The organism is Bradyrhizobium sp. STM 3557 (assembly GCF_045571465.1).
GTDB lineage: Bacteria > Pseudomonadota > Alphaproteobacteria > Rhizobiales > Xanthobacteraceae > Bradyrhizobium.
On sequence record NZ_CP120697.1, the window covers coordinates 5,836,693 to 5,850,881 of the forward strand.

Below are 14,189 nucleotides of genomic sequence, written 5' to 3' on the forward strand. Positions count from 1 at the left end.
ACCCGTAAGGTCACGGACATGCCCTGCCCGCCACGGCGGCAAATCTAGCCGCGCGCGTTTAAGGGCCTGTTAAATATGCGGCTCAATTCGTCTTCGGCGGCATCACCTTGCCCTCGATCTTGGGCAGCTCGGCACTGGCCTCGGAGGATCTGTCGCCGCCGGCGCGGCGCGCCAGCTCGACGGTGAGGCGTTCGGCGGATTCGGGCTGCATCAGCCCGAGAATGTCCGACATCTTGCGCGGCGCGATCTGCGATGCGATCTCGATCAGCACGGACATCTCCAGCCGGTCGAACACCTTGGCGGCGTCCTTCGGCTTCATGCCCTCATACATCGTGACGATGCTCTTGAAGCGCGCGTTGTCCGCCTCGCTCTTCTGGCCGTTCGCGGCGGAAATGCGCTGCTCGATCGCCTTCATCTCCTCGGTCTTGGCCTGGATGCGCTGCTCGGCGGCTTTCAGCAGGCTCTCGCGGATGTCGATCTCGCGCGCGCGTGCCTCGAGCTCCTGGCGGCGGCTCTGCAGACGCTCCAGGATCGCCTTCTCCGAAGCCGACACCGGCTGCTGATTATCCTCCGGATGCAGCACCATGCCCTGCGGCTTGGTCTCGGGAGCCGCCGGCTTCGGCGCCTCATCCTTTTTCGCCTCCTTCGGCTCGCCATGCGTGGCGCCGGTGATGTCGGTCTCCTCGCGGCCGGGATAGTTCAAATTCTCCTGCGCCCACGACCGCTTGGATGGCTGCGGGGCGTAGTCGAACACATAGCCGCCGTCGAGCACGAGACCCGCGACCTTCAGCACGGCCAGCGCACAAACCGCGATCAGGACGACCGGGAGGACGCGGATATTGCGAAACGCATTCATGCGGCGAGGCCACCGGACCTTCGACGTTCAGAGAAGGCCTGCGCCGCGGCGGCGACAGCCCTGGCGCCGGTGACCGGTGCAGGGGCAGGCGCAGGCGTGGCAACGAAGGCAGGAGCAGGTTCGGGCTCGATCGGCGCGGATGCGGGACGCGCCGCGCTCGCGATCTTCGACAGCCGCCGCACCACATTGTCGCTTTCCATCAGCTGCCGCTTCAGCTGCTCGGACATCTGCGTCGCCGCGCTCATCTGGTTGCCGAGGTTCTCGTTGACGTCGCGCACCGCAAGCTTGAGACCGCCGATCGCGCGCTCGGCGATCTCGGTCGCGGTGATCAGCTCCGCGATCACGGCCTTCAACGAGTGCTCGTCGGATTTCAGGCGCTTGAGCCGTGCATTGAGCAACATGCAGTAGCCGATGGTCAGCACGAGCAGGACCGCCACAAGGCTTTCGATGATCAACCCGAGGGCGTGGTTCATTGTGCCTCCATCATCTTGTTCTGGCCTTCGGCCCCTTCGAACATCGCAAGCGTCGTATGCGGCTTGCGCAACTGTTTGGTGACACGGATCGCGACGCGATCGCCGACCCGGCCCATGCGTCCTTCCGTCAGCGTGGTCGCGCCGCAGCGGACCGCAACCAGCGCGTCGGGGCGGATGTCGAGCGGCAGCGTGTCGCCGACCTTGAGCTGCATCAGCTGCTTGAGCGGCACGTCGGCCTCGTACAGCACGGCGTCGACGGCGATCTCGGCCTGCGCGATCTCGGTGGCGAAATGGCCTTCCCAGACGGGATCGCGGCCGAACTTCTCGCCCATGAACATCTGCAGCAGAACCGGGCGGATCGGCTCGATGGTGGCATAAGGCAGCAAGAGCTCGATATTGCCGCCGCGATCCTCCATGTCGATGCGCAGCTTGACCAGGATCGCGGCATTGGCGGGCCGGCTGATCGCCGCGAAACGCGGATTGGTCTCCAGCCGGTCGATGGTGAAGCGCACCGGCGACAGCGGCCGGAACGCCTGCTCGGCATCGGACAGCACCACCTCGATCAGGCGCTTGACGAGGTTGGTCTCGATCGTGGTGTAGGGCCGGCCCTCGACGCGCAGCGCTGTGTTGCCGCGGCGGCCGCCAAGCAGCACGTCGATGATCGAGTAGATCAGCGTTGAATCGACGGTGGCGAGGCCGAAATTCTCCCACTCCTCGGCCTTGAAGACCGAGAGCACAGCCGGCAGCGGGATCGAGTTCATGTAGTCGCCGAAGCGCACCGAGGTGATGCGGTCCAGCGTGACCTCGACATTGTCGGAGGTGAAGTTGCGCAAGCTTGTCGTCATCAGCCGCACCAGGCGGTCGAAGACGATTTCGAGCATCGGCAGACGCTCGTAGGACACCATCGCCGAATCGATGATGGCGCGGATGCCGGAATGGTCGTCGAGATTGACCTCGCCGGCGGTGAAGCCGAGCAGGTTGTCGATCTCCTCCTGCGACAGCACCCGCTCGCCGCCGCCGTTCTTGGCAGTGCCGAAGTCGCGGCTGCCGTCCTCGACCATCGCCGCCCATTGCAGCGACATCGATTCGGTGAGTTCGTTGGCTGCCGCGGCTTCGGCGGCCTCGGCGGGATCCTCGCTTTCGAGCGAGGCTTCCCATTGTGCGGCTATCGCATCTTGATCGGCTTGATCGTTGCCGGCCATGTCTCTGATTCCCGCGCCTTACTGGACCACGATTTCCTTGAACAGCACCGCGTTGACCTGGTTCGGCGCCAGCGCGACGTTGACCCGCTTGGTCAGCTCTTCCTTGAGGCGGAACAGGCCGGCGGAGCCATTGAGGTCGCTCGGCCTGAGCTCGCGCAAATAGGTCTGGAAGATGTCGCTGACGCGCGGCAGGGTCGGCTTGATCTGCTCGACCTGCTTCTCCTCCTTCACCTCGAGCACGACCTTGACCTTGAGGTACTGCACGCGGTCGCCGGGATTGCCGACCAGGTTGACCAGGAGATCGGGCACCTCGACAAAGGCCGGCGGCTTCTGCGGCGGCGCGGCTTCCGCGTGCTGCTCCTCGCCCTTCTTGCCGGACAGGAAGAAATAGGCGGCGGCACCGCCGCTGAGGATCGCGAGCGCGCTGACGGCGATGATGATGAGCTTGAGCTTGCTCTTGGGCGCGCCGAGCTCCTCGCCCTCGCCTGCTCCGCCTTCAGTCTCAGCCATGGCTTTCGGTCCTCTGAAAGGATTGGGCCGATGCCGCAGAAAGCCTATGACGCGATACCAACGCTCCCAGCGCACCTGCGCTTCTCGTTCGCGGACGCTACGGCGGGAATGGTTAATGGAACCTTTCTTTCGCTGTTGCGGTGGGAAAAAGTTGCCGGGCAACTATGGTGAATGAGCCGTTATTGCCGGGTGATTTCAGGCCCGCAAAATTTCCAAATCATTGATTTCACAAAACAATCTGAGTTGGCACGGCATTCGCTCTCCTCACGAGCGAACCGGCGGGCTTGGGAGAGCCGGACGGTTCGAAACACCCCGCAAGGAGCGGCCTGGGAGGGCCATTCGGGCGGGCATCGTTAAGGGGAGCTTGACCGATGGAGAATGCGCTTCTCGTCGGATTGTCGCGGCAGATGGTGCTGGAACGACAACTCGACGTCGTCGCCAACAACGTTGCCAACGTCAATACCAACGGCTTCAAGGCCGACCAGCAGCTGTTCGAGGAATATCTCACCTCGGGCGCGCATGAGGACAATTTCCAGGCAAGCGACCGCCGCGTCTCCTATGTGCAGGACCGCGGCACCTATCGCGACTTTTCGCAGGGACCGATCCAGAGCACCGGCAATCCGCTCGACGTTGCCATCAACGGCTCCGGCTTCCTCGCCGTGCAGACCGCGAACGGCGAGCGCTACACCCGCGACGGCAATTTGCATCTGAGCAACACCGGGCAGCTCGTCACCGCCTCCGGCGATCTGGTGCTCGGCACCGGCGGCCCGATCGTGTTCCAGCCGACCGACCACGACATCTCCATCTCGCCCGACGGCACCGTCACGGTGGTCGAAGGCGCGAGCCGCGCCGACTCGATCCGCGGCAAGCTGCGCTTGGTCAATTTTGCCGATCCGCAAGCCGCGCAGAAGCAGGGCAACAACCTCTACGCCGCGGCCGGCGGCGCCGCGGCACAGCCCGATACGAAATCGACCATCCAGCAGGGCGCGATCGAGAAGTCGAACGTGAACGCGGTCGGCGAGATGAGCCGCATGGTCGAAGTGATGCGCACCTATCAGCAGATCGCGACCCTCGTGCAGACGCAAAGCGATCTGCGCAAGAGCGCGATCGAGAAACTCGCCGACGTTCCGGCCTGAACCTCGCAGAACACGAAGGACAATTGACATGCAGGCGCTTCACACCGCTGCGACCGGAATGGCGGCACAGGAACTGAACGTTCAGGTGATCTCCAACAACATCGCCAACCTGCGCACCACCGGCTTCAAGAAGCAGACGGCGCAGTTTCAGGATCTGATCTATGAGCATGTGCGCCGCGTCGGTGCGCAGTCCTCCGACCAGGGCACCATCCTGCCCGTCGGCATCGACCTCGGCGGCGGCGTCAAGACCGTCGGCACGCCGCGCTCGATGACGCAAGGTACGCTGTCGCAGACCGGCAACGACCTCGATCTCTCCATCACCGGCGAAGGCTTCTTCAAGGTGCTGATGCCGGACGGCACGTTCCAGTACACCCGCGACGGCACCTTCCAGATGGACAATCAGGGCCGCATCGTCACTGCGCAGGGCAACCCGATCCAGCCGACCATCACGATCCCGCAGAACGCCTCGGGCATCACCGTGAACGCGCAAGGCCAGGTCTCGGTGACGCTGCCGGGCTCGACCACCTCGCAGATCATCGGCCAGATCCAGCTCACCCGCTTCATCAACAAGGCGGGCCTGCAGCCGGTCGGCAGCAACCAGTACACCGACACGCCCTCCTCCGGTCAACCGCAGGACGGCGTTGCCAACGCGGAAGGCTACGGCAGCATCACCCAGGGCAGCCTCGAGCAGGCCAATGTCGACGTCGTCAGCGAGATGAGCGAGCTGATCGCCGCCCAGCGCGCCTACGAGATGAATGCCAAGGTCATCACCGCCGCCGACCAGATGATGCAGTCCACCACGGCGCTGTTCCGCTGATCTGAAAGGATGTCTGCCATGATGATCCGCACCTCGCACAAACTGCTGCTGGCCGGGGCGCTGCTCGCCTCCACCGCGCTCTCGGCGATTGCCGGCGAAGAAGATCAGATCGCCGCGCCCGTGCTGCATGCGACCGTCAACGTCACCGGCGACATCGTGCGCGTCGGTGACCTCATCGACAATGCCGGCGCCGCCGCCCAGGTCGCGGTCTACCGCGCCCCCGATCTCGGCACCACGGGCCTGTTGCCGACCGCGCAGGTGATCGCGGCGCTGCGCAGCCATCAGGTGATCGGCGTCGACACCCGCAACATCAAGGAGGTCGCGGTAACGCGGCTGGCGCGCACCATCGACGCGAGCGAAGTCGAGCGCGCGGTGGCCAAGGCGGTCGAACACCGCTTCGGCCTCGGCGATGCCGCCAATCTCACCGTCAACTTCGACCAGCCGGTGCAGGACCTGAAGCTCGACGCCGGCCTGACCGGCGCGCTGGCACCGAGCGCGGTGCGCGTCGATCCGCGGAACGGCCGCTTCGATGTCACCTTCGAGATCGGCAACGGCGCGACCGCAGGCACGACCAAGCTGCGCTTCACCGGCACGGCGATCGAGACGGTCGAGGTCGCGGTGCTGACCCGCAACATCGACCGCTCCGACGTCCTGCGCACCGGCGACGTCGTGATCGAGCGGCGTCCGAAGGCGGAGCTTGGCGCCGGCGAGCCGATCTCGCGCGTGGCCGCCATCGGCATGCAGACGCGCCGGCCGCTGCGCGCCGGCCAGGCACTGAAGACGCTCGACCTCGCCAGGCCCGACCTCGTGCAGCGCGACCAGGACGTCACCATCATCTATCAGACCGCGGGCATCTATCTCACCACCCGTGGCAAGGCGCTGGAGTCCGGCGGCGAAGGCGACACGGTGAGCGTGCTCAACGTGCAGTCCAAGCGCACCGTCTCCGGCCGTGTCGCCGGCCGCGGCCAGGTCGCGGTCGAGATCGCCACGCCACGGCCGGCACAGACCGCCGAAGCCGAGATCGCCGGGCCCGTCACCGTCGCGAGCCGCCTTCCAACCTCCGCCACAGCGAAAGCCGAGTAAGTTTCATGTCGACGTTCAAGTTTGATGTCTCGTCCTCGCAAGGGTTTCGGCGGATCGCGCTGGTGACAGTCTCGTTCGCGATGCTGAGCCTTGCGGGCGGCTGCTCCTCGATCGACCGCCTCAGCCAGATCGGCGAGAAGCCGAAGCTGACGGAGATCGAGAATCCGACCACGCAGCCCGGCTACAAGCCGGTGCAGATGCCGATGCCGAAGCCGGAGACGGTGTCCTACGCGCCGAACTCGCTGTGGCGCAACGGCTCGCGCGCCTTCTTCAAGGACCAGCGCGCCCACCAGGTCGGCGACCTCCTGACGGTGACCGTCAACATCACCGACCGGGCCAATTTCGCCAACGAGACCCAGCGCAGCCGCACCAATAAGGAAGACTCGGGGATTACCGACTTCATCGGCTCCAAGGCGCTTGGCTCCAACGTGCTACCGGGCCGCCTGCTCACCACCGACTCCTCGGCCTCTTCGGACGGCAAGGGCACGATCCAGCGCTCGGAATCATTGACCACCAACGTCGCCGCCGTGGTCACCCAGGTGCTGCCGAACGGCAATCTGGTCGTCGAAGGCAAGCAGGAGATGCGCGTCAACTACGAAGTTCGAGAGCTGATCGTCGCCGGCATCGTGCGGCCTGAGGACATCCAGAGCGACAACACCATCGACTCCACCAAGATCGCGCAGGCGCGCATCTCCTATGGCGGCCGTGGCCAGATCATGGACGTGCAGCAGCCGCGCTACGGCCAGCAGGTGATGGACATCTTGCTACCGTTCTAGCGAAGCGGGTGACTGGAGATCGAAAGCCCGCTTTCGATCTCGCGTTGAAGAACAACCGGGCTGACGCGAAGCGACCGATGTTCGTCACGACCTCCGCCAAGCATGGGATCGAAATGATGCGATGAAAGTCCCCTCCCCCTTGTGGGGGAGGGCTAGGGAGGGGGTAGCCCCGCGCGAGATCTTCATCATCTTGCCGACCACGCTCCTTCGACAATCAACGAGCTCCCACATCGGGGCTGCGAACCTAGGCGCAGTTTCGATGTATACACGGCCCTCGCTAGCTCCCCTGGCGAGGGCCGTGTTCGTTTCGCAAGCAGGCGAAGAACCGGTATCCATCAAGGACACTGTGAAGGTCTTCTCAATGATTGCCGGTCGATTGAGGCCGTCCAAGGAGACCAATCACGCGTCCGGAGTCTTGAACGGAGGCAACCTTCAACCAACGATCGGTTGCGCGAAGCCTTCGCCGGGCATGCAATCGCGCTTACCTCCCCCAGCCTTGCTCACGAACCGGTTGTGTGAAAGATTTGCCGAATGAGCGCGAAATTATGAGTATGTCTTCAGGCGTGCGGTTGACCTTGCCGGCAAACCATCCCCGCGCGTTTTGGATTACGGCTGCGGCCGCGGGGAAGTTGTGAATCTTGGCCGCTCTCGCGGATATGAATTCTTCGGTGTTGATCGGGATGCCCCCGCGAACGAGCGGCCTGACTTTTTCCGCCCGCTGGATGGAGCCAGGATCCAGTTCGAAGATCGGTTCTTCGATGTGGTGATCTCAAACCAGGTTTTCGAACACGTTGAGAAACCCAAAGACGCGCTGCGGGAGATTGCGCGCGTTCTTAAACCAGGCGGGGTGTTTCTGGCCCTTTTCCCAGATCGCTCGGCGTGGTTCGAGGGACACGTCGGACTGTACTTTGTTCATTGGATGGGTCCGCGCGCTGCGCGCTTTTACATGGAGACCTGCCACAAAACTTGGATTTGGCTATTTCAGAGAAGGGAAATCCGCCAGAGAGTGGGCCGATTTCATGAGCCATCAATTAGCGACAGATGTGTTTTATCACTTTACGTCGGATCTTCGGATGTGGTGGGAAGAAGCTTTTGGATCCCCTCCACTCCCGATCGAGCAGGACTACATGATGTTCAGACTTGGACCGGCCTCCCGGTTCGTGAAAGGGGCTGTCTTTTCTCCCCTTCTCTCCTTCGTTTGCAGAAAGCGCGCCGGCTTGGTGTGGCAAACCGTGCAAGCCAGATGATCCGGATGATTTTGTCACAGGCGATGTGGGCTCAACAATGTTGTGGAGCTTACGCGCGTCGACGGCGAGCTGGATGTTCGTGATGAGCCCGCCGTGGACCGAGACGATGATTTGCTTCCCCGTTCGGCGTTCATTCATGGATTGGGCGTGCCCGTAGACGATCCTTGGCGACGTTCTGCTTGACCGACAAAACCGCAAGATCGGTCGAGCGCGTCATGTTTACGTCCGCTTAGCTGGTGCTGCCACGGAGGACGGAAGGGTGAAGGCAGCGCTTCGAAACTACCATGCCCGGATGCAGCGGGTGCTCGATCACATAGACCGGCATCTGGACGACGATCTGGGCCTGGACGTGCTGAGCAGCATCGCAGCTTACTCGAAATTTCATTTCCACCGGCAGTTCACGGCAACCTTCGGGCTGTCCGTGCATCGCTATATCCAGCTCGCCCGCATGAAGCGTGCTTCATACCGGCTCGCCTACAGCGATGCCGAAAGCGTCACGGACATCGCGATGGACGCAGGTTACGATGCACCGGATGCCTTCGCCCGCGCTTTTCGGCAACGGTTCGGGCAGTCGCCTTCGTCGTTCCGGAAGTTTCCCAACTGGAAGCCGTGGCTTGCGGCCTTTGGGCCTCTCGACAACGCGAGGAGCAAGCTCATGCGGAAGACTTATACGCCCGACGACGTCACGATCCGCGACGTGCCCCCCACGCCGGTGGCGATCATGGAGCATCGGGGCGACCCGGCGACGCTCGGCGCCACCATCCAGCGGTTCATCGCGTGGCGCACGGCCGCTGGCCTGCACCCCAAGACAAATCCGACCTTTAATGTCTGGCGTTCCGAGCGGCGTCCTGCATCGCCTGCAGACTATAGCGTGGACCTCTGTGTCGGGATCGACAAACCGATCGAGGCGAACGAGGAGCAGATCAAAGCAGGCGAAATACCTGGCGGACGCTGCGCGGTGCTGCGCGTCGTTGGCAACACCCACAATCTGGAGCCCGCCGCGCTCTATCTTTATCGCGACTGGCTTCCGGCCAGCGGCGAGGAAGCACGCGACTTCCCGATCTATTGCCAGCGGCTGAGCTTCTTCCCGGAGGTGCCGGAGCATGAGACGGTTGCGGAACTGTTTTTACCGCTGAAATAGCGCCCCGGCGGCCTGTCCCCCCCTTCCGATTGCAAGAAACGGATTGCAAGAAACGGACAGGCCGCTATCCACCGTCTCCGTCTTTTTGGGTTCGGAAATCATTTCATGCTTCCTTCGCTCGCTTCGAGAGGTGGATACCCTCGTCGTGCATTAGGTCCGCGTCGTCGCGCTCCGAGAGCAGCCGTCTCGAATTCGGATAAACAGTATTTACTCTTGACGAGCTGGGGCTCTTGCTCTATGTTCTCGTTTTGTTCAGACCCGAAATCGAGGGGCGTATCGCGATCGTCACGGACGTTAGGTCGGAATGCGATGGACGCGGGCGAGCCGATTGACGAGCGGCACGGCTCGCGGACGGTGAAGTCGTGTGGTCCCGGCGCCCCGGTGCTGGCGCCAAGTCTGCGGCGCGACGAGCTCGCAGGCGACGGGGGCAAGAACGCCGGTCCCCGAGGAGATCACGTATAAGCCGCTAAACCATCGCGCAGGGAAGGCCGGTTATTGGCTGTACCTGTGGTTCTGCCGCGTGCTTTTTGTTGCACGCGGACCATGGGTGTCAGCGGATACCCGGTCTTCCCTGCGCCCTCGCCTCTTCGAGGGTGATTGCCAGCAAAGCCTCGGGCGCGATCTGCGCGGCGGGAACGGTGCTGCGCATCCCTCGGCTAGTTCGGTTGCGACCGCTGATGGCGCGGGCATGGCGGCGAGCCTTGGGGCAACGATATGGGCTCAATCGAACGTCACCTCCACCTTCCCCAATCCGTCGAGCTCCATCAGCACCCGGTCACCCGGCTTGAGCCAGATCGTCTTGATCAGGCTGCCGGTCAGCACGAGCTGGCCAGCCTCGAGCCCATCGCCGCGCGCGGCGAGATGGTTGGCAAGCCAGGCCAACGCATGCAAGGGATGGCCCAGCACGTCGGCGCCGGTTCCTTCGCCCGCCAACGTGCCATTAATGACGGCGCGCCCCTTGATCCCGGCGAGGTCCGGCAGTGCGTCGATCTTGACCGCCGCGCCGAGCACGCAGCCGGCGGCGAAGAAATCGTCGGCAACGAGGGTCGGCGCGCCCAAGGTCTCCCATTGCACATAGCGGTCGTCCACGATCTCGATCGCCGGCTGGCAGTCGCCGACCGCCTCAAGCACGCGCTGGATCGTGAAGGGCGCATCCAATGGCAGCAGGTCCCGCGCGAGCCGGATCGCGATCTCGCATTCGACGCCGACGCGAACGAACTCGGCCGCATGCAGCACGGCACCGGTGTGGTGGATGCCTTGCGCGAAGATCCCGCCCGCGCAGGGATGAGGAATCCTGAGATAGTCCTGCATGACCTTGCTGGTGCAGCCGATCTTGTAGCCGGCGAAATCGCCGACATGCTCGGCGAGCAGCCAATGCAGCTCATGCTGGATCTCATAGCCTGCCGCTTCATCTTGCGGCTGAAGATCAGGGGGCAGCGGGCCGAGCGGCACGCGGCCGCGGCGGGCGGTTGCGATCGCCTGTGCGGCGGCCAGCACGGAATCTGCGTCCATCGACGTTCATCTCCCTTCGCGAGCCGGCCGAACCGGAGCTGCAGGTTTCGTAGTGAACGGATTGATCATAAACGAAAATCCAGCGCCCGCCTCATCTTGATGGCGAGCGCGAGGCGGAGCGCGGCCCGCTCATATCCTGCTTTAGGTCCCTCAAGGCTTGACCAGGCCGAGCGCGAGCAGGCTTTCCGCGGTGGCCAGAATGATCTCATCATTCGGCCGTGGGTTCCAGCCGAGCAGGCGCCGGGCCTTCTCGCCGCTGGCGCGGCGCCTCCGCCCGAGCATCGGCAGCATGCCCCGCATCTGCGGCACCACCAGCGCCAGCGCACGCGCCAGCCAGTCGGGCATCTCCCGCCGCGGCACCCGGCGGGCGGCTTCGCCGAGATGCTGCCGCAGCACCTGCCCGATCTCGAACATCGACATCGGCTCGCCGGCCACCGCCAGGAACCGCTCGCCCTTGGCCGCCGGGTGCAGCATCGCCCGCAGATGCAGGTCGGCGACATCGCGCACGTCGACCAGCGCGAAATTGATTCGGGGCGCAGCCGGGGTTCGGCCAGCCAGCAGCGCTTGCACCAGGGTGAGCGAGGCGGAGACATCCGGCCCCAGCGCCGGGCCGAGCACCGCCACCGGGTTGATGGCGGCAAGCTCCAGGCTTTCGCCCTCGCGCGCGATGAAGTCCCAGGCGGCGCGTTCCGCCAGCGCCTTCGACTTGACGTAGGGCTGCACGTCGTCGCCCTCGACATTGGTCCAATCGGTCTCGTTGAACGGCGTCTCGCGGGAGGGATGGCCGTAACCGACCGCGGCAAAGGAGGAGGTCAGGACGACGCGCTTCACTCCGGCGTCGCGGGCCGCGCGCAGCACCCGAAGCGTGCCTTCGCGCGCCGGCGCGATGAGCTCGTTCTCATCCTTGGGAAGGTAGGGCAGCAGCGGCGAGGCGACATGCAGGACGTAGTCGCAGCCGTTTGCCGCCTCGGCCCAGCCCGCGTCCATGGTCAGGTCTGCGGCATGGAACGCGACGTCGGCTGGCGCGGCCGCTCCGCCCTGCCGCAGCATCGCCAGCACCTCGTCGCGCCGCGCCAGATTGCGCACGGTGGTGCGCACGCGATGCCCCGCGCTGAGCAATTGAAGCATGCAGTGCGCGGCGATGAAGCCCGAGCCGCCAGTGACCAGAACCTCACTCATCGTGTCCTCCCTCGCGCCCGGCATCATGCCCGGCTCCTATGGCATCGGGACGTGAGCGCTTATCTCCGTGGGAACAAGACGGATGGATTTCATGACCAGTACGGAAAACCAGACTGCACCAGCCCGGTCCGCATCCGATGTGGAGTGCCCAGGCTGCACGCCCGATCCCGCCAAGCTCGTGACGTTCCAGCACGCGATCCGGACACTTTCCGGCAAGTGGAAGCTGGAGATTCTGTTTTGCCTGATGGAGGGGCCGGTCCGTTTTGGCCGGCTGCGGCGCGCGATCGGCGGCATCACCCAGCATATGCTGACGGCGCAGCTCCGCGAGCTCGTGCAGGATGGGCTCGTGCTGCGCACGGCATTTCCAGAGGTGCCGCTACGGGTAGAGTACGAGCTGACGGATGCTGCCTATGGGCTGTTGCCGATGTTCCGCGCGCTGCTGGCGTGGTCCGAGCAATATCAACGACCCGTATGACGCGACGGCCAGCCAAGCGCCGGCGGCGCGTTGCCGCGCTCGCTTTTGCCGATCAGGACCGCGACGGGTTATTCGTCGCGATAGACCTTCTCGCGCTTCTCGTGCCGCTCCTGCGCCTCCAACGACAATGTCGCGATCGGACGGGCCTCGAGCCGCTTCAGCGAAATCGGCTCGCCGGTCTCCTCGCAATAGCCGTAGGTGTTGTCTTCGATTCGCTGGAGCGCCGCGTCGATCTTGGAGATCAGCTTGCGCTGGCGGTCACGGGCGCGCAGCTCGATCGCCCGGTCGGTTTCCGACGACGCCCGGTCGGCGAGGTCGGGGTGGTTCACGTTCTCCTCCTGCAGAGCCTGCAGGGTGAGCTTCGATTCGCGCAGAATCTCCTCCTTCCATGCCAGCAGCTTGGCGCGAAAATATTCGCGCTGGCGTTCGTTCATGAAAGGCTCTTTTTCGGAAGGCTTATAGTTTTTCAACTTTTCCAAGGTCAGCCCATCTCAACGTGCTGGCGCCGGTCATGGCACCGGCGGACGGAATACGTCCGTTCGCGGGCGCCTTATATAGCGGCGCCCGATGACAGACAATATGCCGCCCCTGACCGGCGCCCAACCCGCAAGGCCTTGCACAGACAAATCGATCCGGGCTCGGGCCGCCGCGGTTCCGCTCGGCCATTGGCCGACCGCGCGGCCTTAATAGCCGACTGTGAAGCGGCGTCGCAGGTGAGCCGGGCGCTCGATCTCGTCGGCCAGAGCGACCGCAAAGTCCTCGAACGAGATCCAGCTCTTGCCATTCGAATCGACCAGCAGCTGTTCCGTTCCCAGGCGGAACTTCCCGGTCCTGGCGCCGAAATCGATCAGGGCCGAGGGCGACAGGAAAGTCCAGTTCAGGTCCGTCTCCTGCCGCAGGCGGTCGAGGAACGCCGCGCCCTTCTCCGCTTCGGCCTTGTATTGCGGCGGAAAGGTCGGCGTCGTGACCAGCCGCACGCCGGGCGCCACCTCCAGCGAGCCGGCGCCACCGACAACGAGGTAACGCGATACGCCGGAATCCTTGGCCGCGCCGATCAGCGTCTCGACGTCGCTCTGGAGGAAGTGGATCGAGCTGATCGCCACGTCGTGGCCGGCCCACAATCTGGCAAGCTCGGCACGATCGTTGGCGTCGCCCTTGACCGCGGTCACGTTGGGCAGCTTGGCGATCTTCTCCGGGTTCCGGGCGATACCGGTGACGTGATGGCCACGATTGGCGAGCTCGGCGGTGATGCACGAGCCGGCCCGTCCGGATGCACCGGCGACAGCGATTTTCATGAGAGCTCCTGTTATGACCTCTAGGTATCCAATAGAAACCAGATAACATGTGGAAAGCTGGTGTTAAGAACGCACTTTGAGATCACCTGGTCACGCCGGAGTAACCCATGAAGGCGAATGCCTACGCGGCCGACTGCCCGACCCGCCAGATCCTCGACCGGATCGGCGACAAATGGGCGGTGCTGATCCTGCTGCTGCTGCGCGACGAACCGTTGCGCTTCAATCAGTTGCGCCGCGCCATTGATGGCATTTCACAGAAGATGCTGTCGCAGGTGCTCAAGAGCCTGGAGCGCGACGGGCTGGTGAAACGCCGCGCGATTGCGACCGTGCCGGTGACGGTGGAGTACTCGATCACGCCGCTTGGCCTGACGCTGGCGGCCGTGGTCGATCATGTGCGCGACTGGGCCGAGCAACATCTGAAGGACGTGCTGGCGGCGCAGCGCCGATACGACGCGCAGCTTTCGTCCAAGGCGGCGTGAGATGAAAC

General features: G+C 64.2%; 16 protein-coding genes. 8 read left to right on the forward strand and 8 right to left on the reverse strand.

Going from position 1 to position 14,189, the window contains the following annotated elements:
* Window positions 1-82: 82 nt before the first annotated feature.
* Genes P6U24_RS27025 through fliL form a run of 4 tightly spaced genes read right to left on the reverse strand, consistent with a single transcriptional unit; the run spans window position 83 to window position 3,041 of the window.
* A complete protein-coding gene (locus tag P6U24_RS27025) occupies window positions 83-856 on the reverse strand; it encodes a MotE family protein (protein ID WP_407155496.1) in 774 nt (257 codons plus the stop codon).
* On the reverse strand, window positions 853-1,329 hold the full coding sequence (locus P6U24_RS27030) for a DUF6468 domain-containing protein (RefSeq protein WP_407155497.1): 477 nt from the start codon (window positions 1,327-1,329) through the stop codon (window positions 853-855). The genes P6U24_RS27025 and P6U24_RS27030 overlap by 4 nt, the downstream gene beginning before the upstream one ends.
* A complete protein-coding gene (gene fliM, locus P6U24_RS27035; protein ID WP_407155498.1) occupies window positions 1,326-2,531 on the reverse strand; it encodes a flagellar motor switch protein FliM in 1,206 nt (401 codons plus the stop codon). Before fliM ends, P6U24_RS27030 begins: the two co-directional genes overlap by 4 nt.
* Before the next feature lie 18 nt (window positions 2,532-2,549).
* On the reverse strand, window positions 2,550-3,041 hold the full coding sequence (gene fliL / locus P6U24_RS27040) for a flagellar basal body-associated protein FliL (protein WP_407155499.1): 492 nt from the start codon (window positions 3,039-3,041) through the stop codon (window positions 2,550-2,552).
* A 371-nt stretch (window positions 3,042-3,412) separates the two neighbouring features.
* Here fliL and flgF point away from each other — a divergent pair, with 371 nt between their 5' ends.
* From flgF to P6U24_RS27070, 6 genes are all read left to right on the forward strand, one after another.
* A complete protein-coding gene (gene flgF / locus P6U24_RS27045) occupies window positions 3,413-4,177 on the forward strand; it encodes a flagellar basal-body rod protein FlgF (protein ID WP_407155500.1) in 765 nt (254 codons plus the stop codon).
* A gap of 28 nt (window positions 4,178-4,205) precedes the next feature.
* On the forward strand, window positions 4,206-4,994 hold the full coding sequence (gene flgG / locus P6U24_RS27050; protein ID WP_407155501.1) for a flagellar basal-body rod protein FlgG: 789 nt from the start codon (window positions 4,206-4,208) through the stop codon (window positions 4,992-4,994).
* 18 nt (window positions 4,995-5,012) lie between these two features.
* A complete protein-coding gene (flgA, locus tag P6U24_RS27055; RefSeq protein ID WP_407155502.1) occupies window positions 5,013-6,077 on the forward strand; it encodes a flagellar basal body P-ring formation chaperone FlgA in 1,065 nt (354 codons plus the stop codon).
* Window positions 6,078-6,082: 5 nt separating this feature from the next.
* The gene (gene flgH / locus P6U24_RS27060) at window positions 6,083-6,853 is read left to right on the forward strand and encodes a flagellar basal body L-ring protein FlgH (RefSeq protein ID WP_407155503.1); all 771 of its coding nucleotides are present in this window, start codon (window positions 6,083-6,085) and stop codon (window positions 6,851-6,853) included.
* 601 nt (window positions 6,854-7,454) lie between these two features.
* A complete protein-coding gene (locus tag P6U24_RS27065; protein WP_407155504.1) occupies window positions 7,455-8,183 on the forward strand; it encodes a class I SAM-dependent methyltransferase in 729 nt (242 codons plus the stop codon).
* Window positions 8,184-8,359: 176 nt separating this feature from the next.
* Window positions 8,360-9,241: a GyrI-like domain-containing protein gene (locus P6U24_RS27070; protein WP_407155505.1), complete on the forward strand. Its 882-nt coding sequence runs from the start codon at window positions 8,360-8,362 to the stop codon at window positions 9,239-9,241.
* Window positions 9,242-9,961: 720 nt separating this feature from the next.
* Here the strand turns inward: P6U24_RS27070 and P6U24_RS27075 are convergent.
* The gene (locus P6U24_RS27075) at window positions 9,962-10,753 is read right to left on the reverse strand and encodes a 2-keto-4-pentenoate hydratase (protein ID WP_407155506.1); all 792 of its coding nucleotides are present in this window, start codon (window positions 10,751-10,753) and stop codon (window positions 9,962-9,964) included.
* Window positions 10,754-10,903: 150 nt separating this feature from the next.
* Complete coding sequence (locus P6U24_RS27080) at window positions 10,904-11,932, reverse strand: SDR family oxidoreductase (protein WP_407155507.1); 1,029 nt, start codon at window positions 11,930-11,932, stop codon at window positions 10,904-10,906.
* Window positions 11,933-12,014: 82 nt separating this feature from the next.
* On the opposite strand from P6U24_RS27080, the gene P6U24_RS27085 reads away from it, so the two are divergent.
* Window positions 12,015-12,407: a winged helix-turn-helix transcriptional regulator gene (locus tag P6U24_RS27085; protein ID WP_407155508.1), complete on the forward strand. Its 393-nt coding sequence runs from the start codon at window positions 12,015-12,017 to the stop codon at window positions 12,405-12,407.
* Window positions 12,408-12,475: 68 nt separating this feature from the next.
* Here P6U24_RS27085 and dksA read toward each other — a convergent pair whose 3' ends face one another.
* Together dksA and P6U24_RS27095 are read right to left on the reverse strand one after the other, a co-directional pair.
* The gene (gene dksA, locus P6U24_RS27090; RefSeq protein WP_407155509.1) at window positions 12,476-12,841 is read right to left on the reverse strand and encodes an RNA polymerase-binding protein DksA; all 366 of its coding nucleotides are present in this window, start codon (window positions 12,839-12,841) and stop codon (window positions 12,476-12,478) included.
* Window positions 12,842-13,090: 249 nt separating this feature from the next.
* On the reverse strand, window positions 13,091-13,702 hold the full coding sequence (locus tag P6U24_RS27095) for an NAD(P)-dependent oxidoreductase (RefSeq protein ID WP_407155510.1): 612 nt from the start codon (window positions 13,700-13,702) through the stop codon (window positions 13,091-13,093).
* Between the two features lie 107 nt (window positions 13,703-13,809).
* Between P6U24_RS27095 and P6U24_RS27100 the strand changes: the two genes are divergently transcribed.
* The gene (locus P6U24_RS27100; protein WP_407155511.1) at window positions 13,810-14,181 is read left to right on the forward strand and encodes a winged helix-turn-helix transcriptional regulator; all 372 of its coding nucleotides are present in this window, start codon (window positions 13,810-13,812) and stop codon (window positions 14,179-14,181) included.
* Window positions 14,182-14,189: the final 8 nt, after the last annotated feature.